Annotated in this window: 22 protein-coding genes; 16 read left to right on the top strand and 6 right to left on the bottom strand. The window is 36.7% G+C overall.

Features of this window, described 5'->3' with window-relative positions; all coding sequences use genetic code 11:
• The first annotated feature begins 164 nt into the window (after positions 1–164).
• The 3 genes from MLOOGBEN_RS18310 to MLOOGBEN_RS18300 all read left to right on the top strand — a co-directional run bounded on the left by MLOOGBEN_RS18310 (position 165) and on the right by MLOOGBEN_RS18300 (position 2,393).
• On the top strand, positions 165–656 hold the full coding sequence (locus MLOOGBEN_RS18310) for a hypothetical protein (protein ID WP_179159707.1): 492 nt from the start codon (positions 165–167) through the stop codon (positions 654–656).
• An 11-nt stretch (positions 657–667) separates the two neighbouring features.
• The gene (locus MLOOGBEN_RS18305; protein WP_179159706.1) at positions 668–1,639 is read left to right on the top strand and encodes a CgeB family protein; all 972 of its coding nucleotides are present in this window, start codon (positions 668–670) and stop codon (positions 1,637–1,639) included.
• An 82-nt stretch (positions 1,640–1,721) separates the two neighbouring features.
• Complete coding sequence (locus tag MLOOGBEN_RS18300; protein ID WP_179159705.1) at positions 1,722–2,393, top strand: sulfotransferase family protein; 672 nt, start codon at positions 1,722–1,724, stop codon at positions 2,391–2,393.
• Positions 2,394–2,419: 26 nt separating this feature from the next.
• On the opposite strand, the gene MLOOGBEN_RS18295 is transcribed toward MLOOGBEN_RS18300, so the two are convergent.
• Positions 2,420–3,784, bottom strand: a complete 1,365-nt coding sequence (locus tag MLOOGBEN_RS18295) for a glycosyltransferase family protein (protein ID WP_179159704.1) — start codon at positions 3,782–3,784, stop codon at positions 2,420–2,422.
• A gap of 34 nt (positions 3,785–3,818) precedes the next feature.
• On the bottom strand, positions 3,819–4,505 hold the full coding sequence (locus MLOOGBEN_RS18290; RefSeq protein ID WP_179159703.1) for a class I SAM-dependent methyltransferase: 687 nt from the start codon (positions 4,503–4,505) through the stop codon (positions 3,819–3,821).
• Positions 4,506–4,907: 402 nt separating this feature from the next.
• Here MLOOGBEN_RS18290 and MLOOGBEN_RS18285 point away from each other — a divergent pair, with 402 nt between their 5' ends.
• The 3 genes from MLOOGBEN_RS18285 (at position 4,908) to MLOOGBEN_RS18275 (ending at position 8,329) form a co-directional block, all read left to right on the top strand.
• On the top strand, positions 4,908–6,134 hold the full coding sequence (locus MLOOGBEN_RS18285; RefSeq protein WP_179159702.1) for a glycosyltransferase family 4 protein: 1,227 nt from the start codon (positions 4,908–4,910) through the stop codon (positions 6,132–6,134).
• Positions 6,135–6,394: 260 nt separating this feature from the next.
• Positions 6,395–7,021, top strand: coding sequence for a DUF1796 family putative cysteine peptidase (locus tag MLOOGBEN_RS18280; RefSeq protein ID WP_179159701.1), 627 nt, complete (start codon positions 6,395–6,397; stop codon positions 7,019–7,021).
• Between the two features lie 231 nt (positions 7,022–7,252).
• The gene (locus MLOOGBEN_RS18275; protein WP_179159700.1) at positions 7,253–8,329 is read left to right on the top strand and encodes a glycosyltransferase family 4 protein; all 1,077 of its coding nucleotides are present in this window, start codon (positions 7,253–7,255) and stop codon (positions 8,327–8,329) included.
• Between the two features lie 412 nt (positions 8,330–8,741).
• Here the strand turns inward: MLOOGBEN_RS18275 and MLOOGBEN_RS18270 are convergent, their stop codons facing one another.
• Positions 8,742–9,392: a DUF1796 family putative cysteine peptidase gene (locus MLOOGBEN_RS18270; protein ID WP_179159699.1), complete on the bottom strand. Its 651-nt coding sequence runs from the start codon at positions 9,390–9,392 to the stop codon at positions 8,742–8,744.
• Between the two features lie 177 nt (positions 9,393–9,569).
• A complete protein-coding gene (locus tag MLOOGBEN_RS18265) occupies positions 9,570–10,010 on the bottom strand; it encodes a hypothetical protein (protein ID WP_179159698.1) in 441 nt (146 codons plus the stop codon).
• Between the two features lie 256 nt (positions 10,011–10,266).
• On the opposite strand from MLOOGBEN_RS18265, the gene MLOOGBEN_RS18260 reads away from it, so the two are divergent.
• From MLOOGBEN_RS18260 to MLOOGBEN_RS18245, 4 genes are all read left to right on the top strand, one after another.
• Positions 10,267–11,688: a peptidase G2 autoproteolytic cleavage domain-containing protein gene (locus MLOOGBEN_RS18260; RefSeq protein ID WP_179159697.1), complete on the top strand. Its 1,422-nt coding sequence runs from the start codon at positions 10,267–10,269 to the stop codon at positions 11,686–11,688.
• A gap of 233 nt (positions 11,689–11,921) precedes the next feature.
• Positions 11,922–12,389, top strand: a complete 468-nt coding sequence (locus tag MLOOGBEN_RS18255) for an exosporium protein C (protein ID WP_179159696.1) — start codon at positions 11,922–11,924, stop codon at positions 12,387–12,389.
• A 35-nt stretch (positions 12,390–12,424) separates the two neighbouring features.
• Entirely contained in the window at positions 12,425–12,856 is a 432-nt protein-coding gene (locus MLOOGBEN_RS18250) for an exosporium protein C (protein ID WP_179159695.1), read from the top strand.
• A 37-nt stretch (positions 12,857–12,893) separates the two neighbouring features.
• Positions 12,894–13,346 carry an exosporium protein C gene (locus MLOOGBEN_RS18245; protein ID WP_179159694.1) on the top strand — a complete coding sequence of 151 codons (453 nt, stop codon included), beginning with the start codon at positions 12,894–12,896 and terminating at the stop codon, positions 13,344–13,346.
• A gap of 62 nt (positions 13,347–13,408) precedes the next feature.
• Here MLOOGBEN_RS18245 and MLOOGBEN_RS18240 read toward each other — a convergent pair whose 3' ends face one another.
• On the bottom strand, positions 13,409–14,179 hold the full coding sequence (locus MLOOGBEN_RS18240) for a sulfotransferase family 2 domain-containing protein (protein WP_179159693.1): 771 nt from the start codon (positions 14,177–14,179) through the stop codon (positions 13,409–13,411).
• 81 nt (positions 14,180–14,260) lie between these two features.
• A complete protein-coding gene (locus MLOOGBEN_RS18235; RefSeq protein ID WP_179159692.1) occupies positions 14,261–14,971 on the bottom strand; it encodes a glycosyltransferase in 711 nt (236 codons plus the stop codon).
• 304 nt (positions 14,972–15,275) lie between these two features.
• On the opposite strand from MLOOGBEN_RS18235, the gene MLOOGBEN_RS18230 reads away from it, so the two are divergent.
• The 6 genes from MLOOGBEN_RS18230 to MLOOGBEN_RS18205 all read left to right on the top strand — a co-directional run bounded on the left by MLOOGBEN_RS18230 (position 15,276) and on the right by MLOOGBEN_RS18205 (position 21,351).
• Positions 15,276–16,523, top strand: coding sequence for a glycosyltransferase family 4 protein (locus MLOOGBEN_RS18230; RefSeq protein WP_368737800.1), 1,248 nt, complete (start codon positions 15,276–15,278; stop codon positions 16,521–16,523).
• Positions 16,520–17,227 carry a hypothetical protein gene (locus MLOOGBEN_RS18225; protein WP_179159690.1) on the top strand — a complete coding sequence of 236 codons (708 nt, stop codon included), beginning with the start codon at positions 16,520–16,522 and terminating at the stop codon, positions 17,225–17,227. The genes MLOOGBEN_RS18230 and MLOOGBEN_RS18225 overlap by 4 nt, the downstream gene beginning before the upstream one ends.
• A 330-nt stretch (positions 17,228–17,557) precedes the next feature.
• Positions 17,558–18,649 carry a non-hydrolyzing UDP-N-acetylglucosamine 2-epimerase gene (wecB, locus tag MLOOGBEN_RS18220; RefSeq protein ID WP_179159689.1) on the top strand — a complete coding sequence of 364 codons (1,092 nt, stop codon included), beginning with the start codon at positions 17,558–17,560 and terminating at the stop codon, positions 18,647–18,649.
• Complete coding sequence (locus MLOOGBEN_RS18215) at positions 18,642–19,628, top strand: polysaccharide biosynthesis protein (protein WP_179159688.1); 987 nt, start codon at positions 18,642–18,644, stop codon at positions 19,626–19,628. The genes wecB and MLOOGBEN_RS18215 overlap by 8 nt, the downstream gene beginning before the upstream one ends.
• Entirely contained in the window at positions 19,628–20,452 is an 825-nt protein-coding gene (locus tag MLOOGBEN_RS18210) for a dTDP-4-dehydrorhamnose reductase family protein (RefSeq protein WP_179159687.1), read from the top strand. The genes MLOOGBEN_RS18215 and MLOOGBEN_RS18210 overlap by 1 nt, the downstream gene beginning before the upstream one ends.
• The gene (locus MLOOGBEN_RS18205; RefSeq protein WP_179159686.1) at positions 20,449–21,351 is read left to right on the top strand and encodes an NAD-dependent epimerase/dehydratase family protein; all 903 of its coding nucleotides are present in this window, start codon (positions 20,449–20,451) and stop codon (positions 21,349–21,351) included. The genes MLOOGBEN_RS18210 and MLOOGBEN_RS18205 overlap by 4 nt, the downstream gene beginning before the upstream one ends.
• Positions 21,352–21,369 lie beyond the last annotated feature (18 nt).

Here is a 21,369-nt window from a genome sequence, read left to right as displayed (position 1 = left end):
GTTCTACAGAGGAGTTCACCTCCTCTTTTTTTTGTTCTGTAAGCAGAAAAACAAAACAGTGACGATTCAATTTATTATTTTTGAAAAGGCTTTACTAACATGGAAAAAGAATTGTAGGCATAGAATATTAGGAATATTCGGACTAACCAGAGGAGGAGATTCGCTTGTTCTGGAAAAAAAGAGAACAGGTAATTGCAGAGGCACTAGCATGGTTCAGCTATACTGTAATGCTTCCGGATACGGAGGAACAAGAGAAGGAAATGACCGTCATTGGAAACTTCATCATTAAAAATAACGGAGGAAAAACACTGAATAACCCGATCATCTGTATACGAACCAAACCACCACAAAATGTTCGTCTCGGCGGAAAAATCGGTTCATTATCCCATACTGCCCTAATGATTGATGGGGCTAATACTGAAGCATGGCATTATATTTATGATAATTGGAAAGAAAAAACCTTGGAAACGGGAGAACACATACTAAAACCCAACCATTGCAAGCATATAGAACCTGGTGAAAATCTAACATTTGCAAACGAGGTACGTATTTCAACCACAAGTGACCATAAGTTCGTGGTAGTTGAAGGTTTTTTTTATTGTGATGAAATAAAAAACGGAATTCCGGCATTAAACACTATTACAGTAAACTATTAGGGGATGGAATATTGAAAATATTATTTATAACTTCCAGTTATAAAGGCATTTATGATCATTTTGAAGCGTGGATCATTAGAGCGCTAAAAAAAAATCATGAGGTAAAATTTTTCCATTTTAAAGATGGGCTTTCTACTTTACAGTCGCTTACAAGAGAATTTAATCCGGAAGTGGCCCTTACGTTAGTTGGTTTTAAGATACCCATTCAAATGGTTCACTGGTTAAAGAAACAGCAAGTTAAGACAGCGGTGTGGTTCACAGAAGATCCCTATTTTATGGATCGGACAAAAGTACTTTCTCAATATTTTGATTTTGTTTTCACCATTGATTCCGCAGCACTTGAATATTATAAAAACAACGGGCATTTGCATGCTTACCAACTACCGCTTGCTACAGAACCTCAAGTCTTTAAACCTAAGCCTGTGGAAGCAAAATACAGAAGCGATATTTGCCTGGTCGGGTTTCCCTATCCGGATCGAATACAAACTATTCAGTTTCTTTTACAGAATACAGTCTACAAAATTAAAGTCGTAGGTAAATGGTCCAATTCTTTATTTCGCTTCCGAAGCAACCCCAAATTAATGATACATGAAGGATGGGTAAATCCTTCAGTGGTAGCTGATCTTTATAACGGTGCAAAGGTCGTGTTAAATACTCATCGGCCATTTAATCTGAAGCAGAACCAAAATAAGCTGGGTATTATCGGCAAAAGTATAAACAATAGAACCTTCGATGTTGCGGCGTGCGGCTCATTTCAACTGATTCAATTCAAAGAGGATTTACCAAACCATTTTATAGAAGATGAGGAAATCGTGTCATTCAAAAATAACCTGGAACTACGCCAAAAGATTGATTATTATTTGAAATCTGAAGAAGACCGACAATGGATTGCGGAAAAAGCAAGAAATCGTGTATTGAAGGACCATACTTTTGAGCAGAGGCTAGAAAAAATGTTGGAATTGATTAAGGATTCAACCAAATAATAGAGCTGTTCAGACATGGATAGCTCTTTTTAGTCATACTAAATAAGTAGTATGAAAAAACATTTTAAAGAGTTAGAAGGGGATGTTACATTTGGAAGAAAAAAGCAAGCTTTTCCTTGTTTTATGCCTTCACCGTTCTGGATCTAGCGCTACTGCGGGTGTTATGCATCTTTTAGGTATTCATATGGGAGATAGACTCCTTCAGGCAACCAAGCATAATCAAAAAGGACATTTTGAAAATGTTGAATTTGTCCAATTGAATCAGGAGATTCTGAGAAGTGTCAACAGTTCATGGAACAAACCACCCCTCCAAGGAAAAATCACGGAAACCAAGATTTCAGTTTCAAAAATCCGTACATTTATTGAAAAAAATCAGAAACCTATATGGGGACTTAAAGATCCACGCACATTGTTAACGTTTGAACTCTGGAAACCATATTTAGAAGAGGCAGCGGATATCACCTATGTGTTTGTCCATCGGCCATTCGAAGCCTCCGTCCGATCCCTCGCCAACCGGGATCGGAACACGATCGGAACAGCAAACCTGATTTTAATACCATATTTAAAAAACCTCTATCACTACCGTCATAATTATGGCCTGCCTCCTGAAAAGATAATTGATGTTTCTTTTCAAGATTTTTTAAATAATCCAGAAGATTTTGTTAGTCAAATCAATAAAAAAAACGGTAACCCCCCAGATTATCGTCTCAAGGAGGTTAAAGAATTTCTAGATAAGAAGTTAAAAACTTATTAATGACAATAATTCCTTCCAATCTTACACTACTCCTTTGGCTGCAATACACTCGCTAAATACCTTTTTAATCGTTCATTAAAGAGGTTTATCCGTTTGTTCGTGTAAGGGTTTTTAGAAATGTGTTTTATAAATCCTGTTTCATCATTCATTTTGTGATAGTGAATGATGACAGGATCACAACGTTTCATCTCGTTACTTATGTTGAGAGTTAAATGAAAGTTCATTTTTAGAGGCAATCTTGCGAAAGGTAAAGGATGAGCTGAGAAGGCGATGGTTAAAGAAGCCTGCTCACAGAAAAAATATTGCTTGCCTAACAAATATCTTTTGTGCGACAGGTCCAGTGTGTAACTTTTCCAAATAGGGAAAAAAGACTGTATTAAGGCTCTTGGGAAAACTAATACACCTGCATTACAATACCAAATTGTTTTTTGTTTTGTTATGGCTGTGAGATAATTTTGCTTTGGCAGTGGGAGACGGTAATGGGCAAAAAGATTATTGAAAGTAGTATAAGGAACCGTTAACCCCGCTGCCATTTCTGCCTGAAAATGATTACCATCAATAAAAGGTGAAGGGTCTTGGACGATAATTGTATCACAGTCCAAAAGCATAATCGTGTCGTAAGAAGACACTTCAGGCAATTCAAACAGCCTGAGCTTATTAGAAGGAGGATGCGATATACTAAAACGTTTCACAATTCGTACGTACACACCCCATTTTTCTAGCTCTTTAACAAATTCAGGATCTGCTTCATCAACCATACAGACGAAAATATTAGCCCCAGCCATCGCTTCGCCGAGCCAACGGATTGATTGTACTAGTCTGAGGGCCTGTGTTTGATATTTCTTATTGTTTTCTGCTACACATCCAATCATCATCCGGCCAGCTCCAGGTACCAAATGGCGATATTCCTCTTCCACATATTTTTCCTTTAATTCAAGACCATATTGGTTTAACCACTTTTTATGATGAATTACGAATTGTTCCTTTTGTTCATTACTAAATAAAGAAAGGTCTTCTTGCCTCACGAGCGCAAACCACTCTTCCTCAGATGAAGCCATAATCAAATCATGCCGAAGGCAATCCCGTAACATTGTCCCTCCTGTTTGTTTGTTGCAGCGGATCCGAACGGAATCTATTTCATCCTCCCCAAGTTCATTAGGATTGTCATATAGAACCGTTTTAATGATAATCAAACCGCCCGGACAAAGTTTTTTTTTTATTTCCCCCCATGCCGCTTCCATTTCAAAGACAGGGATATATTCCAAAAAGTTTGAAAGAATAATAACTTTATATAGGTCGTTACCATTTAGGTCGTTTAAATTACAACAATGTAACACATTATCCTCTTCAACATTTGGGATTAAAGAATCAATAAAATTACGTTGATTCACACAATTTCCTCCTTTCATTTAGAAACACTTCTCCTTAGGTCTGACTGCGAGGTGATGTTTCCATTTTAGTAAAGCAAATCATTTTTTGATTCCTTGGGTGTCCCCAATCACCTATATATTCAAGCTGTAAGGAAGAATCCTTAATTAAATATTCAAATATGGAAAGATGATAATGGTACGGATCTTTGTCAAGGTAAGTAGTAAGTCCTCCCGGATGGTTAATGGGATTATCATTGAACCTTGCTGTAGATTCAAAAAACGTAGCGTAAAATTTCCCCCCTGGATTTAATACTTTTTCAATATTCACTAGACACCTTTGGATAACATTTACTGGTAAATGAGTTAACACAGACTGAGCAATTGCATAATCAAACTTCTTCTTGAAAAGATGGAAATGAAAGTTATCGTTAACCAAAAGAGTTGGTTTCTTTCCAGTTAAATTGGCTTTTTTAAGTTCTGCCTGCCCTGCTCGTATAAGCGAAGGATTGATGTCCAAACCACTGTATTTGCCTTGATTTAAATATTTAATAAAATAAATTCCGCCTCGGAGACTGCCGCACCCGATATCTAGGAGTTCGTGATGCGGCTTTAGCCCCTTCTCTTTCAAAAATGCAATTTGTTTCTCTCCCATTTCTTCCCACATTCCGCCTATTATACTGCGATGGCGCCCTTTTTGTATATCTAGTTCGGTAAGCTTTAAATTATAATATTGATTCCACATTTCAAGTTCCCTCCCCCGACAGTTACTTTTAATATATTACATACATATGTATTTGGTTCTTGGTGGTTTCGAATACCAATTTCTTCGTTATATATGTAATTTATATCCATTCAATGTCTTTTTGGTGGGTTAAACCAATGCCTTCATTATATATATGTTTGATACAATCAAGATATTATTGGCTGGTTAAACCAAATTCCTTCATTATTAATTATTTAATAAAATTAGAATCATCCTGTATGGTTATCAGATTCAAGCCATGAGCAACTTCCTATCCTTATAGATTTAAATATTGTGAAAAAAATAGATAAATTCGTCTATGGCACTTGCCTTTTTACTGAATACTTATAAAGAGATAATGGAATCTTTATTGTCTAAGAAATTACAAAGGGAGATGTATGCATGAAAATACTGCTTGCCACGTTTTGGAGTATTCCGCATGTGGGTGGAGTATGGAATTATATGAAGCAGTTAAAAGAAAAGCTTGAATCTCTTGGGCATGAAGTGGACTTACTAGGGTATGGAGATGATAATAACTATTTACACATTGTAACGAAAAAGCAGGTTATTGAAAGCAATCGTTTTCTTCCGGTCATTACAAAAGTATATGAACAAACAGAATCGTCATTTTACCATAAAAATCCGATATTATATCATTATGAGAATTTAAGATACTGCTTTGAATTAGGAGCTGCTTATTTCGACTTAGAAAAATATGACTTAATTCATACTCAAGATGTCCTTTCAACTGCATGTATCAATAGAATAAGACCGCAAGGAACGGCTTTGGTCGCTACTCTCCATGGAAGTGTTGCTCAAGAAATGAAACACTACACCACTACCGTTAATGATAAGGCCTTATCAAACTCTATAAAAAACTATTTTGACAAAATGGAATATAGCGGGGCTACGGCGGCTGAATTTACAATAGTAGCAAATAAGTGGTTGAAGGAAAACTTAACAAATGATTTCCATGTCCCCGTTGAACAGCTAAAGGTGACTCATTATGGATACGATACAGATACATTTGTTAAACGCATGAAGGAAACTTCTTCTATTCAGCGCCCAACTGACAAGAAAGTGATTTTTTATGCGGGCCGGCTTGTTGAGATAAAAGGAGTTCACATTTTAATCCAAGCTCTCAGCCAATTAAAAAGATTACGAAACGATTGGGTTTGCTGGATTGCAGGAGATGGAAAAAAACAAGCAGATTTACAGCATCAAAGCAGAGTCCTAGGTTTAGAGAAATATATTATTTTTTTAGGGAAGCGAGATGATATCCCAAGTTTGTTGTCCCATTCGGATATTTTCGTTCATCCCAGCCTCATTGATAACCAACCTTTATCCGTAATAGAAGCTCAAATTGCCGGAAAACCTGTTATAGTCAGTGATGCTGGGGGATTACCCGAGATGGTTGAACATGGAGTTACTGGTATAATAACACCTGCCGGAAAAGATAAATCCCTATGCGTCCAACTAGACTCTTTACTAACAAACGATAAACAGAGGCAGACTCTTGGTTCCAATGCCAAAAAATGGGCATTTTCGTATTGGTCTATTGATACAGCAGTAAAAAACGTATTAGATATATACCAAAGCGCGCTTACTAAAAAGAAAAATGCACTATAATATCCATTGCTTTCATTATGCCAAATTTATTTTATTTGGTAAGCACCTTAAACTCACGGGCACTAGTTTGTGAGTTTTTTTAAACCCTTATGCTGTTATACCTAAAGAACTACTGCAAATTATGCCCTTTTTCTAAGAAACTTGTTTTCTGCCCTTTCATTTATAGATTTATTGCATTTAATATATTAATAAATTAATAAATAGAGATGAAAAATCTGGAGGATTGGTAGAGACTTATAACTTTTTTAGGAGAGAGGAAAATGACTTTAGAAAAGATAAAAGGTTCTTATGACGCTATTTTCAGTTTAGGGCATCTTTGTCTGGCAGCTATTCAGCTTAAAAAATTCAATTTAAGACCCTTTTCGGGAGTTTTGGACTGGGTGGCAACCTATTCATTATCAGATGTTAATCGGCTTTTACAGAATCAATTTGTTGGTTTTATGGAACTACCCAATTTGAAAGTCGTTGGACATGCTTCTGCATTGGATCTCCTAGTATTGGATGAAACCTATAATATCGCTTTCAACCATGATTTTAAAACAAACCAAAATACAGTGTCCCATTTAGCCGCTTACCATGAAGTTAAGAAGAAATATGACAGACGTGTTCAGCGCTTCTTAGAAAAAATGGCCACCTGTAAACGCATTCTCTTTATTAGAACAGAAGGTACTTTTCCAGAGGTCTCAGAACTTGAATCTATTTTATTAAAAATGGTTAAAAATGATTTTCGGATTCTCCTTGTAAATCATACAAATGTTAATAGCCTGGTTGAAATCAATTTGCCATCACAGAAGGTCTCAGCGGTTGAACTTCCTAATAAAGAGATATGGGATTCCAATGATCATTTTTGGGCAGAAATATTTAGAGGGGTTCATCTAAGTAATTAGACGTATTCCCGAAAAACTTTTTAAAATTGATGTTTATAACTAACCTTTTAACCAATCACGTAAGTACTGGACTGGTTTAAGGGTTTTTTTCTTGTATTGAGAATGTAAGTTAAGAATATTAACAGCAATTTTTCATAAAATTGAATAAGTTGATTTCAGACCTATTATGCTCTTCTTAAATTTATAGCTACGTAGCAATGTGAAATATAAAAGACATTGAGGGGGAAATGAATGAATATCTTATTTGTATTTTATGTTCCTAGCGGTGGAGTGGAGACTTTAAATCGTCAAAGATGTTCTGCACTTAAAAAGTATAATATCAATGGTCATTGCCTTTATTATGAAAACAGAAGAGTATTCATTAATGATCACAACGTTCCAACGTTTATTACTAATAATGATGGCGAAATAAAAAAAATATTAGGAACTGGAAATTATGGTGCTATTGTGGTCGTTTCAGATTTCCAAGCACTGCCGAGATTTAGAAATATGGGTTACAAAGAAAAAATAATTGTAGAAATTCAAGGATATGGTCCAAAAGAAACAGCAAGAACAGCACTTCGTAATGCCATACCCATTGTAACTGCCCATGCAAACGGATTCCTTAATCCAAAAACTCCACATATCATGCAATTATTAGATGAATTATATCCCTCTTTTCCTAAATTTAGTTTCAATAACTGTTTTGATACAAGTCAATTTTCTTACCGATCGTTAGCATTGAGCAATGTCCCTATGATTGCTTGGATTGGCAGAATCGAAGATAACAAAAATTGGAGAGAATTTCTTCATATAGGGCACCAACTTATTCAGCAATACAATTCAAACCTACAGTTACATATGTTTGAAGATCCGACAATAAGCGATCCTAAACAAAGGATTGAGTTTGAAAAGTTAATCAATCAATTAAGTTTGCAAAAAAATCTTACTCTGCATTCAAATGTACCTAATTCCCAAATGGCTGCTTATTTCTCCATGATTGGGGATTCGGGAGGCTTTCTATGCTCCACCTCTAAGGTAGAAGGATCACCTTACTCCTTACTCGAAGCAATGAGCTGCAGATGCCCTGTGTTGACTACAGATTCCGATGGTGTTAGAAGTTCCATCATTCATAACCAAACTGGAAAATATTATACATTAGGGAATATTGCCGAAGCAGTTATTCAAGCAAAAGAGTTAATGACAAACCAGCTATTAAGAGAACAAATTCGTTCAAATGCCCTTGAATATGTAAACAAACATTTTAATCCTGATCAATATTGTGCAAATTTTATCAACATGCTTAGATCACTTGGAGTAAAGATTTAGCAATCAATTAAGTAAAAGAGTAAAAATTTTTGTGTAAAATCAAAAATCACTTGGCAGAGATTCCTAATTTAATCAAAACAACCCCTGCACTCCACGGAGCTTGCCGGGGTTGGGTATTATTGACTGCACCAAAATTATTCTATAGCTACCTTATGTATGAATGTTCAAAATGGTATGGAGATAAGTTGTTTTTATTTTAGGTTCTACGAACCAATTAATATTTATTTTATGAAATTATTTTGTTTTAAGAACCAATTTATTAGTAATTACATATGCTAAATATATAACAGCAGGTGGTTTCCCCCTCCTTCCCCCCCACCGTAGGCCTGATTTGGTTTATAATCGTTCAATTGCAGTTCTTTCATTCATTTTTTTATAAACCTTTTATACAGACGAGTTATGTGGGGAATTTCTAATTTGTTAAGGTTATTCCATTAAACACATAATTCCAAGTTGAATCATCATAGGGAAGATTAGGAACTGTAACAGCACATACCTGATTTAAATTCCAATTTAACTCCTTAACACCCTGAAAGCCTTCTACCGGGACAAGAATAAGGATCTTAAACTGGCCATTGACCATCCCGGACAAAACAGATTGAAGTTCGACTGCTTGTTCATAACTGCCTGCCCATCTAACAAACAAAATGGCTCGACTATTTGTGATTTTTTCTAGGAATCTATCTATTCGGTAATGAAGTTTATTTTTAAAAGCTGGGTATGTTGCAGCCCAATCTTGATTTGGCAGTGCAGGGAAATCATGAAAGGAAATAATATTATAATAGGTATCATTTACAATATGTGATTTAGCTGGTTGAAGATCGGTTCCATTATCTAAACCATAACCTGATCCATCCATCAAACGCATATTTTCAAGCTCCATAAAACCCTTGAATTTATTTTTTAACAATCGATTGACATCAGATAGCGATCCGGAAACCTTCCAATCAAGTGGACCTGAAAACCTTCTTAAGTTGTGTTGTCTTAATTTTATTGCTGTATTACATGCACTGCCTAAACTAACGATTTCATCATAAGATCCTTTAATTTGTTGTAAATACATCTTAATCTCTCCTCTCTTTTACTCATCATTTTAGGAAGTGTTCACATTTCCATTAAAAAAGGAAAAAGTTCGTCCTCATTTAACTTAATGATAATTATGTGTCAGAGGAACGAACTCTTAAAAACCCTTAAACCTCTGTCTATTAAATTTTATAGGTATTGGCTGAAGTGTATTCGATTAGTCGGAATAGGCAGATGCGTTAAAGCTTTCAGGGCCTGTCCGCGTAGGTGCTACCGCTACTCCGCCTTCCGTGTTAACAAACGCTTGATAAATCAAGAATCCTGGGTTAGGTGGTTGGTAGTCAGCACCTGTTACAGTTATGATTCTTCTATTTAAAGCACCTACAGCTCCTAATGCAATTGGTAATTCCGTAGCTCTATAAACAAGAACAGCATCAGGTCCTACACCTCTAAAAATCGAAATGGTAATTGGTACTGCAATTGTTGCTAAAGAGCTAATGCCAACCGTTGCAGTGAATTGAACACGGAGATTCGGCCCGGCGCCTGTTGTGTTAAGACCTAGTGTTCCAAAAAGGGCTGGCGTAGTAGTAACCGGAATCCCTGTAGCATTACTCGTACTAATGTTTTGCGATGTTCGTGCGTCTAAGAAATTTCCCATAAAATATCACCTCCCTTCTATCGGCATATTCTATAATATGAAGGTTGATAAATTTTGGTATGGACAAGTTATTCATTTTCAAAAGATAAGATCCAAATAAGTCGAAATCTTTAGCCCTTCAACTGTGTGTTTAATCCTTATAAGGCTTTCATCACTTGATTCTCATTATTATAAAAAATAACTACATAAGCCGTTACTATTACCAATTAACAGAATACGATGGGATGGCAAGCATTTTTTAAAAAGGGTGATAGATATGGGTAACGCATGCAATCGAACTACAAGCGGGGTATGTTCTGAGGCAGAAGGCTTTCAAACACATGCATCCGGCGGAGCCTCTCATGCTGAGGGAGTTAATACACTTGCGGAGGGAACAGCCTCTCATGCGGAAGGACTTCAAACGAGTGCAAGAGGAGGTTCCTCACATACGGAAGGATCAAATACGGTCGCAGAGGGTTCTGCCTCCCATGCAGAGGGGTATTTTACTAGAGCTAGTGCAAATACAGCACATGCGGAAGGCAGCGGATCCCTAGCCTCCGGTTATGCCTCCCATGCAGAGGGATCGAGCACACGAGCATTGAATTTATATGCCCATGCTGAGGGAAATCTAACCACTGCCTCTGGCCTTGCAGCCCATGCAGAAGGCGAAAATACCATTGCCAGTGGACTGGTCTCTCATGCAGAAGGACAAGGTACAAGGGCTCAGGGGGAATCTTCACATGCAGAAGGCGATACAACTCAAGCTACCGGAAGAGCGTCTCATGCAGAAGGAAACTTGACAATGGCTAGCGGTATTTTTGCTCATGCGGAAGGGCAGCGAACCGTTGCTTCTGGTGATCTTTCCCATGCAGAAGGAAATCAAACACAAGCGCTTGGACAAAATTCTCATGCAGAAGGGGCTCTCAACATCGCAAGCGGTTTTACTTCTCACGCAGAGGGAGTAAACACGGTAGCTTCTGGATTTTTTTCTCATACGGAGGGACAATCGACAAACGCAAACTTTTTAGAAGGTGTTCATGTTATGGGGCAATTTGGGTCCGCCAATGAGCTGCCCTATTCCTGGTACCTGGCTAATGGTACGGATGCCTCTACGCCAGGATTAGCCGCGAAAATATTAAGTAACGGAAATGTCAAAATTGACGGTACTGTCACTACCCCTGCAGCAGATTATGCAGAAATGTTTGAAACAACAGATGGGAATCCTATTGAATTTGGCTACTTCGTCACATTGGAAGAAGATAAGGTTCGCATAGCAAATGGAAAAGATGATTATATTCTTGGAATCACAAGCGCAAAGCCTGCTTTCTTGGCGGATAGCGGAGAACTAAGATGGAAACATAAATATATGACGACTGAGTGGGGAGAAATTTTGTATGAAGACGTCATTGTTCCTCCTGTAATGGACAATTCCGGGAATGAAATCGTACCGCAGCGGGTAGAACGCCGGCCGGTACTGAACCCTGCTTGGGACGCAACCCGTGATTACCTGCCCCGCGGCAGCAGACCTGAATGGGTTGCAATTGGGCTATTAGGGAAATTGTTGGTAAGAGATAATGGCCTCTGTAAAAGCAACGGATTCTGCAAACCGAATGACCAGGGAATTGCGATACCTTCTGATAACGGATACCGAGTCTTGAGGCGTACAGCTCCGAACCAGATATTAATTCTGTTTCGATAATGATACCCCAAAACTACAAAAGCACAGAAAAAAAGCTGGAAAAGAGAATTGTTCCAGCTTTTTTTCTTGCAGGCAGCAGTTTAATAACAGAATAGATTAGTATGTTTGGATGTTACTTATAGATTTTAGAAATACGACATTCTAGTTTTTTTAATTATTTTTTTAAAAAGTACAAGCTTCTTTATAAGTTTCTAATAATCTATAATAGTATATCCGAAAGGAGGTTAGAGTCATTGGCTAACGTAATATTGGATTATAAAGCAAGCGTACCCAACAATACTTTCGGTGGAACGGAAGCTGTTACCATTCCTCAAATACCTAATCAGCTGCAAGTTGCTGGGTTAGGAATGTTTCTCTCCGAACTTACACCATCAGCCGAAAGTAATCGAGTTTATTTGTCTGCCGATGTAGGCATTAATTCCCAGCTAGGTTCTGTTTTTAATAATGCGGTTTTTTTCCGAATTTACCGGGATGGAGTAGAAATTTTTAATACAGTAGTGGGTTTACAAAATACACCAACACTACCGGCACACGATTATAATGTTACCCTTAGCACCATTGATGAAGGTGTTCCGTTTGGTTTTCATGTCTATCAGTTAACCGTACAGGCTGTCGTCGCCAATAGTAATCCACCTTTTTTTACTATTGCTCAGGTTGTAGGACCTGTTTCATTTAGCGGTCTTGCAGTTGGGACAACCTAACCCCCCAAATAACTTTGTGAGAAAGGAGTAAAGAAATGGCAGAAACGATATTGACGTTTAACGAAACGGTTCCTTCTAGCAGATTAGGAGCAACCCCCCCTATAGTCATTCCATTCGGTTCCCAACAAACCATAGCCTCTTTTTCTATTCTTTTTGATGCCGGCACACCAGCAAATAATTGGGTAGAATTGAATGCTACTGTAGGGGTGGCGGCGACGTTGTCCGTTGCACAGGTTGTGTTTCGGATTTTTCGTGATGGAATCCTGATTTTTGAAACTCGGCAAGGAATGCAAACTGCGAATGAACAATTTTACACCGTTAAAATGACTACCATAGATTTTAACGTACCACAAGGTACTCACAACTATACGTTGACAGTTGAACGCATAAGTTCAGTTGATGATGACACAGCGAGTGTAGCCGGTCCGATTACATTTAGTGGAATTGCATTTGGACCCATTGATTAACAATAGCAAAACGCCACATTGAAAGGAGGGAAAATGAATGCCAGAAATTATCCTTGATTATAAGGCATCAAGACCAAGTAATCAGACGGGCAAGTTCCCACCCATTTCTTTACCGGTTGGTGGAACCGAGCTTGCTGGCTTAGGTCTATTTATCGTGCCGCCCGTCCCTGCTGACAATCGGATTGAATTAAAAGGGACACTCGGATTACAGGCATTATCAGGTACACCCGTTGTATTTTTACGGATTTTTCGTCAGGTGAACGGTGTTGGTCCGGAGATAGAAATTTTCAATACGAGATTCACACCTGAACCTGCTCCTGCGGAGGCCTTTTATACAACATCGTTCCAAGCCATTGACTTTAACGTAGCTGGATCGAACGGGTTTATAGTTTATAAATTAAGAGGTGAGGTTCTTGCTTCTCCAGCGGGTACCGTAAATGTAGTTGGTCCTATAACTTTCACTGGACTAGCTATTGGAAATATTGATTAGAAAATGTTCAAGAAAAAGCTGGAACAGATAACTGTTCCAGCTTTTTTTCTGTATTTCCGTGATCATATTGTAATATTAGTTTGATTATAACCATATTTTTCAAAATCTTTTTTAAATAGCTCTCTAACTAGTTCTTTTGTTTCTTTGTCATAAAAGCTCTCATAGGTCGGTAAAGTTTTACCATATGGTTTCAAAGACATTTTAACATTTGCAAATGCACCCTTTTCAACCATTTGCCCCGACAAATGATGTGATGAATTAGAGATACTTAAAATAGGAGAATCTAATAAGCGATATTTATTTTCAATAGCTTTCATTTCCGTGCTGAAATTTTCTAGTCTTACATAATCTTTAATAATCACTTCCTCTCCCTCATCATATTGCTGGGCAATGTGACTATTTAACTGATTTTTACTGACTCCAATTTTCCTAATAAGATATAAGAATTCTTTAAAAGAAAATCCATTATGATAATTAGGAGCAATCTCTTTCATGATTTTATCATTGTCTATCGAAGCCAAAAAAGAACTGACAGCCCTTCTATAAGGATTACGAACAAGCTTATAGGTATCTTTTTTCCCAGCCAAAATTTGATCAATTATGTCTGCTCTGTAGTGATTTCCTTTTTCAAATACCTCCATTCTATAGGAATGCACCCAGGGATTATAATCCATTGCTTTTTGAAGTAATCCATTTTGGAAGAAGAACCATCTCATTAGAGTTGTACATCCACTTCTAGGGGTCCAAAAAAAAATAATTGGAAATTCCTTTTTATATAAAGGTAATAAATAGGTTGTTAATTTGGCAATCTGCAATTCTTGTTCTTTTGACATGCTTTTCTTATCTTCCTTTCTATAAAATTTATTATCAAAAAAAACCAAACTATTAAAGTAATTGTTTGTTATTCGGTTATTCTACAATTGTTTAATGTATTCGGCCAGAATTGGGCGATAAATACTTTCAATTATAGCCATTTCCTTTTTCATTTCTGCTTGATGCTTGTTTGTGCCTGAATCTTTGTGTGTCCTGAATTTTGTGAGGTTTTCATCTAAATAATAAAACTTATAGCCATTCACTAATAAACGAAACCACATTTCGTAATCATGTGTAAAACGGTAAAAAGGATTGAAAACCCCTAAATGTTTGAAAATGTCCTTCTTAATAAGCACTGTACAACCATTAATAACGTTATATTGGAGATAGGCATTGTAAATCTCTTTTATGTTCGAAAAACGCAGGCCGCTCCAAGGGATTAACACCTGATTATTTTCATCAATATACTGGTAATTTGTAAAACTTGCATCTGCATTAAGATTAAGCATAAAAGACATTTGTTTAGAAATTTTTTCGGGAAGAAAATAGTCATCTGAACTTAACCACGCAATATATTCTCCTGTAGCAGCACTTATACCATAGTTTAATGCGGTGGCAGTCCCTCCATTCTCCTTCCGCAAATAACCAATTTTCCCTTTAAACGGAGTAATCTTTTCAGTGAAAATGGTCGACCCGTCATCGACAAGAATAATCTCTATATTCTTGTATGTTTGACTTAATGCACTTTGAATGGCCTGGTCTACAAAGGAACAGTTATAAAATGGAATTATAATTGAGACTTTTGGTCCCATCTTTTTAGCCTCCTAAAAAATAAGGTTTGATAAATAGCAAATCACAATGATTAGAACTATAATTTTAAAATCTCTTATTACCCGGTGTTATAGTTGTCCTTAGTAATGTATGTAACATCAATTAAAATGGTCATTCTACATTTATAATTTTTGTTACACCTGCTCTCCATCATAAAACATAAAACAGACCTAATCGATAAGGGTTTAGTGCATCGAACAACCTTAATGAAACGGATCAGAAAAAATAGTACCCGCCCAGTCTTTTTTTTGTCTGTGCCATAGCATATTGTAACGTGTAAAAGAGGTGTCAGACTTGAAAATTTTATTATCGACTTTTTGGAAGCACCCTGTTATAGGGGGATCAGCCATGTACATCGAACAATTAAAACACGGTTTGGAAATAGAAGGACATGAGGTTGATATTCTTGCAAAACATCCAACTTTAAATGGATATCATATGGTAAATACCGGCAAGTATATTGACCTTACTAAAATAAATAAGGTAATAAATAAATGTTTTCAATATTATTTTCGGAATCTTAACCCCATTTATAAAAATGGTGAAAGGGACCGACATTGCTTTGAAATGGCCGCCACTTATTTTAATCTAGAAACTTATGATTTAATTCATACCCAAGATATTTTTTCAACCCGACTATTATCACGTGTTAAACCAAAAAAAACTCCACTCGTTGCAAGTATTCATGGCTGTATAGCGACTGAATATCTCATACAAAAAGGAAATTCCTTTACTAAAAATCGTCTGTCTAATAGCAAAAAAAATTTTGATTGGAAATATATGCAATGGCAAGAGTATATCGGTGCTGCATCAAGTGATGTAACAATTGTTGCAACCAATTGGCTAAAGGATCTGTTAACAAACGATTTCAATGTTGAAGCCAACCATTTGAAAATTATTCCATATGCACAGGATATCAAAGAGTTTCAAAAAAGAATGACTGAAAAGTCCCCTGTCATCGCTCCCACTGGAAAAACCGTTATCGTATGTCCGGCTCGATTGGTTTTTATTAAAGGGCACAAATTTCTATTAGAGGCTTTGGCCAAACTCAAACGCAGGCGTACTGATTGGGTTTGCTGGCTTGTCGGAGACGGTAATTTAAGAACTCAATTAATAAACATAACAAGAAAATTAAACCTTGATCAAAACGTAAAGTTTCTAGGCTCCCAAGAGAATATTCCAGCTATCTTAAAACATGCGGATATCTGTGTGCTTCCAAGCTTACAAGAATCCTTCCCATATGCCATTATGGAAGCACAAATAGCCGGCAAACCTGTTGTGGTTACGGATGCAGGCGGAATGCCGGAAGCTGTCATCCATGGGCAAACTGGTTTAATATCGCCAAGAGGAAACAGCGAATCCTTATTTCATAATATAAATGAATTGTTGGAAAACGGGCATCTTCGAAATGTCATGGCCTCAAACGCCCTAAAGTGTGGGAAAGAGAAATGGGCCTTAGAGAAAATGATTGACCAAACATTAGCTATCTATGATCAGGTTATTAAAATAAAAAAAGGGGGAGATGTTACGTGAAAATAAATAAAACAAATTTCAATCATGGATGGAAGAATTGGCCTCAGGAAAATCAATTGAAAACAAGACTTATTCAGCAATCACAGCATTACAATCAATACGGAAGACCGATTAAGCAGATAAGACAGATGGGTAGAACATCACTTACACATCAACCACGAAGACAACCCGTCAGATTATCACGGACATACCATCAGCGGACACAGCCCGTTAGACCATCACGGACACTTCAACAGCAAAGACAGCGGGTTAGACCATCACGGACACTTCAACAGCAAAGACAGCCCGTTAGACCATCACGGACACTTCAACAGCAAAGACAGCCCGTTAGACCACCACAGACACTTCAACAGCAAAGACAAACTGTTAGACCATCACGAACATTTCAACAGCAAAGACAAACTATTAGACCATCACGGACATTTCAACAGCAAACACAACCCGTTATCCCAGCTCATAGGAATAAACAGCAAAGACAGAGGGTAAAACCTTCACGTCCCAATCCAAGAATTAGAAGTAGAAATCAACAAGAAAAAACGGTGAATAGAATGAGATTTTTAACTCCACAAGAACTTTTAATGTTCGCTCCAAAACAAGACAAAGCAATGTGGGAATTGATTATCAGCAGGCTTCCTAGCAATTATTCTATTCCTGATCCTGAATTTATTCATATCTATAATTCTTATAATAACCGTAAACAGTAACAAATCGAATAATACTTGCCGGCCCCTGTCAGCAACAGCAGTCGATGACGGGGGCATTTTATTTTTTCGAAAGATTTTTGCTTGATTCCCCTATTCCCCCCTTGACCTACTCTTTGACTTTAAACTATCAAAATGATGTAAAAATCGTACAAGCTGACCTATGTATTTCAACTAAATAATAGCGAATTGGTAAATATATCAAATTCAATTGGTGAACATAGCAATAGGTTGCCATTGCAACAAGAAGATACCCGCATAATCTATTAAGAAAGAAAAGGCCAAGCATGAAAAGAAAATCAAAATACTCTTCCACTAAGGGGTGATAATACAGTGAAAATAATGACCATTTTAGGGACTCGCCCTGAAATTATTCGTCTAAGCCTGATTATAAAAAAATTAGATTATTTTGCTGAACAGCACACTTTAGTTCATACAGGACAAAATTTCACTTCGTCATTGAGTGATATATTCTTTGAGCAGTTAGGGATTAGAAAACCTGATTTTGTATTGCAGGATCATCAGCAAACCTTAGGGCAGCAGCTATCGGAAATGTTTAAAAGTCTTGAGGCCATCCTACTAAAGGAAAAACCAGATAAAGTATTAGTCTTAGGTGACACAAACAGCGGATTAAGTGCAATTTTAGCAGAAAGAATGGGGATCCCAGTTATCCATATGGAAGCTGGCAACCGCTGTTTTGACCTTGAAGTTCCGGAGGAAAAGAACCGTCGTGTGATCGACGCCATTTCAAGTTTTAATTTACCCTATACTCCTCAAAGCAAAGAGAATTTAGTAAAGGAAGGAATTCCTTCAAATCGAATTATTCTGTCCGGCAATCCCATTTATGAGGTATTAGAGAATTACAAAAAACAAATAGAACAAAGTGATATCCTTAGCAAGCTATCGTTAAAAAAAGAAAACTACTTTTTAGTCACGACTCACCGTGCTGAAAATGTCGACCATGAAGACCGCTTACTAGAAATTATAAAGGGAATTAATTTGGTTGCTGAGAACTATCAAAAAAGGGTAATTTGCAGTATTCATCCTCGAACAAAATCGAGATTAGAGAGCAATTCATCAATAGCGGTTCATCCATTAGTTGAATTTCATGAACCCTTTGGCTTTTTTGATTTTGTCAAACTAGAAAAAAACGCTTTTTGTGTGTTAACAGATAGTGGAACAGTCCAGGAAGAATGCTGCTTATTTTTCGTACCAACAGTAACCATTCGTAAAACCACAGAAAGACCCGAAACAATTGAATGTGGAAGCAACATGCTATCAGGGATAAATGCAAATAAGATACTTGATTGTGTTCATGTTATGGTAACTCAACCAAAAACATGGTCCTACCCTGAAGGATACGACCATAAAAACGTTTCGGATAAAGTGATTAAAATTTTGTTAGGAGGCATGGAAATTGTTTAAAGATAAAATTATTTTCGTTACAGGCGGGACAGGTTCGTGGGGACATGAATTAGTTAAACAGCTTTTGACATACAATCCGAAGGAAATCCGAATTTTTTCAAGAAATGAGACCAGTCAATTTGCCATGAAACAAGAGTTCGACCATAATCCAACATTGCATTTTATTATTGGAGATATAAAAGAGAAAGACACATTAATAGAAGCATGCCAAGGAGTCGATTATATTTTTCATTTAGCTGCTTTAAAGCATGTTCCGGTATGCGAGGATCAACCCATCGAAGCATTAAAAACAAACGTAATTGGAACGCAGAATGTAATAGATGCTGCTATTAGCTCCAATGTTAAAAAAGTGATTTATATTTCTACTGATAAAGCCTCAGACCCTTCCAATTTCTATGGGTTATCAAAAGCTATGGGCGAAAGACTAATTATTCATGCGAATACATTAAATACCAATACGAAGTTTGTATGTATCAGAGGAGGAAATGTATTAGGGACAAATGGGAGTGTCATCCATGTGTTTAAAAGGCAAATTCAAGAAAAGCAAAAAGTTGGAATTACAGATATAAGAATGACGCGTTTTTTCTTAACCGTACAGGATGCAATTAAATTATTATTTAAGGCAACTTTTGAAAGCATCGGGGGGGAAATCTTTGTCATGAAGATGCCTGCCTGCAGGATTATTGACATTGCCCAGGTATTAATAGAGGCTTCTAATAAGGAAAATATTGAGATTGAGACCCTCGGAATCCGACCAGGAGAGAAAATACATGAATTACTTCTTTCTGCATATGAAAGTACAATGACGGTTGCTTATGACGAAGAATATTTTGTTATTTTGCCAGCCATTAATATTACTGGCATAAAGGAACATTATGCACAATATCCCCCTGTAAATTTAGAAAGCTATAATTCTAGTACAGGATTAATGAGCAAAGAGGAAATTAAAGAGATGTTAATAAAAGGCGGGTTTATCTAATGAAACTATTGATTCTTGGTGGAAAAGGAATGGCGGGACATGTAATGACAGCCTATTTCACACAAAAAGCGTATGAAGTATTCTATACATCAAGAGTTAGAAAAGACCAAAGCAGCCATTATCTCGACGTTACTGATTTTGCAAGACTAGAAGAAATTATTGAAATGATAAAACCTGATATTATCATCAATTGTGTGGGCATTTTAAATGAACAAGCTAGTTATGACCCCCTATTGGCTTTTCAAGTAAACAGCTTATTACCACACCAATTAATGAAATTGATTGAGCGCCATCAAGGAAAACTAATTCATATCAGTACAGATTGTGTTTTTTCTGGAAAAAAAGGTGATTATATTGAAGATGATATCCCCGATGGTACTTCTGTTTATGCTCAATCAAAACGTTTAGGAGAAATTATTAGTGATAAACATTTAACCATTCGTACTTCTATCATAGGACCGGAATTAAAAGAAGATGGGATTGGATTATTTTTATGGTTTATGAAGCAAGCCGGGGAAATTAAAGGATATACGAAAGCTTTATGGAATGGTGTAACAACACTTGAACTAGCCAAAGCAACGGAAAAAATGATTATGCATAATATTACTGGCCTTTATCATCTAGGTTCAGATACAAAAGTTTCAAAGTATGAACTATTAAAAATGATACAAAAGGTCTTTGAAAAGAATGATGTGAGAATCATTCCAGATCATGAAGTAGTGCTCGACCGAACGATTAAAAGCACCAGAACAGATTTTCAATACTTGATTCCACCATATGAAGATATGTTAGTAGAATTAAGAGATTGGATGCAAAGGCGATGAATCAACGGCTTAAATTGTTAATTACAGGGGCAAGTGGATTTACAGGTCAGCACGCATGCAAACATTTTGTGAAGGCGGGTTTTGATGTTACAGCCATAATAAATAACAAAACTTATGAAAATAACGACGTTCGTATTGAACGTTGTGATTTAACAAATAAAGATGAAGTAAATAATTTAATTCATAAAGTCAAACCCCACTACCTTCTTCATTTAGCTGGACAAAATCACGTTGGGCAATCATGGATAGATCCTATTTCTTCATTAGAAGCAAACTCCCTATCTACTGCCTATTTAATTGATGCACTTCGTCAAGAAAATCCAGCTTGTAAAATCGTAGTTGCAGGTTCAGCCCTTCAATTTAACCCAGCAAATATATCAACTCTTATCCACCCCTATAGTTTAACCAAGACACTTCAAGTACTAATAGCTCAATCATGGGCAGTTTTATACAATATGCATATTGTAATTGCTAAACCCTCCAATTTAATGGGACCAGGCTTCTCAAACGGTGTATGTTCGATTTTTGCCAAAAAGGTAGCAGACATGGAAAATAATAAAGCAGATAAGGTCCTTGAAGTGAATAATCCAAATGCCGAACGTGATTTTATCGATGTGAGGGATGCTGTGAGTGCTTATGAAACTCTCCTTTTAAGGGGCGAGTCTGGAGAAATCTATGATATAGCCTCAGGAAAGAACCACTCGCTGAATGAAATCATTAACATGTTGAAATTATTTACAACCGTGAAGTTTGAGCTGAAATCTCAGTCTAATGAGATATTAGAACAAAAGGCTGAAATAATTCCGGTAAAACTAATGAAATTAGGCTGGAAACCTACATTTTCATTTGAATCGTCATTACTTGATATTCTAAATTTTTACCGTAGAAATTTGAAATAACTAAGCTAGGAAACTCAC

This window comes from Bacillus sp. EB106-08-02-XG196 (genome assembly GCF_013396335.1).
Classification (GTDB): domain Bacteria; phylum Bacillota; class Bacilli; order Bacillales; family Cytobacillaceae; genus Neobacillus.
This window is presented reverse-complemented; position numbering and strand designations above follow the sequence as displayed.

What these genes read in the sequence shown, in the direction of transcription:
- MLOOGBEN_RS18265 (WP_179159698.1), bottom strand. Translation starts at nt 10,010, where the DNA reads ATGGGAAATTTCTTAGACGCACGAACATCGCAAAACATTAGTACGAGT.
- MLOOGBEN_RS18245 (WP_179159694.1), top strand. Translation starts at nt 12,894, where the DNA reads ATGCCAGAAATTATCCTTGATTATAAGGCATCAAGACCAAGTAATCAG.
- MLOOGBEN_RS18270 (WP_179159699.1), bottom strand. Translation starts at nt 9,392, where the DNA reads ATGTATTTACAACAAATTAAAGGATCTTATGATGAAATCGTTAGTTTA.
- MLOOGBEN_RS18205 (WP_179159686.1), top strand. Translation starts at nt 20,449, where the DNA reads ATGAATCAACGGCTTAAATTGTTAATTACAGGGGCAAGTGGATTTACA.
- MLOOGBEN_RS18280 (WP_179159701.1), top strand. Translation starts at nt 6,395, where the DNA reads ATGACTTTAGAAAAGATAAAAGGTTCTTATGACGCTATTTTCAGTTTA.
- MLOOGBEN_RS18260 (WP_179159697.1), top strand. Translation starts at nt 10,267, where the DNA reads ATGGGTAACGCATGCAATCGAACTACAAGCGGGGTATGTTCTGAGGCA.
- MLOOGBEN_RS18210 (WP_179159687.1), top strand. Translation starts at nt 19,628, where the DNA reads ATGAAACTATTGATTCTTGGTGGAAAAGGAATGGCGGGACATGTAATG.
- MLOOGBEN_RS18250 (WP_179159695.1), top strand. Translation starts at nt 12,425, where the DNA reads ATGGCAGAAACGATATTGACGTTTAACGAAACGGTTCCTTCTAGCAGA.
- MLOOGBEN_RS18300 (WP_179159705.1), top strand. Translation starts at nt 1,722, where the DNA reads ATGTTACATTTGGAAGAAAAAAGCAAGCTTTTCCTTGTTTTATGCCTT.
- MLOOGBEN_RS18285 (WP_179159702.1), top strand. Translation starts at nt 4,908, where the DNA reads ATGAAAATACTGCTTGCCACGTTTTGGAGTATTCCGCATGTGGGTGGA.
- MLOOGBEN_RS18290 (WP_179159703.1), bottom strand. Translation starts at nt 4,505, where the DNA reads ATGTGGAATCAATATTATAATTTAAAGCTTACCGAACTAGATATACAA.
- MLOOGBEN_RS18235 (WP_179159692.1), bottom strand. Translation starts at nt 14,971, where the DNA reads ATGGGACCAAAAGTCTCAATTATAATTCCATTTTATAACTGTTCCTTT.
- MLOOGBEN_RS18275 (WP_179159700.1), top strand. Translation starts at nt 7,253, where the DNA reads ATGAATATCTTATTTGTATTTTATGTTCCTAGCGGTGGAGTGGAGACT.
- MLOOGBEN_RS18240 (WP_179159693.1), bottom strand. Translation starts at nt 14,179, where the DNA reads ATGTCAAAAGAACAAGAATTGCAGATTGCCAAATTAACAACCTATTTA.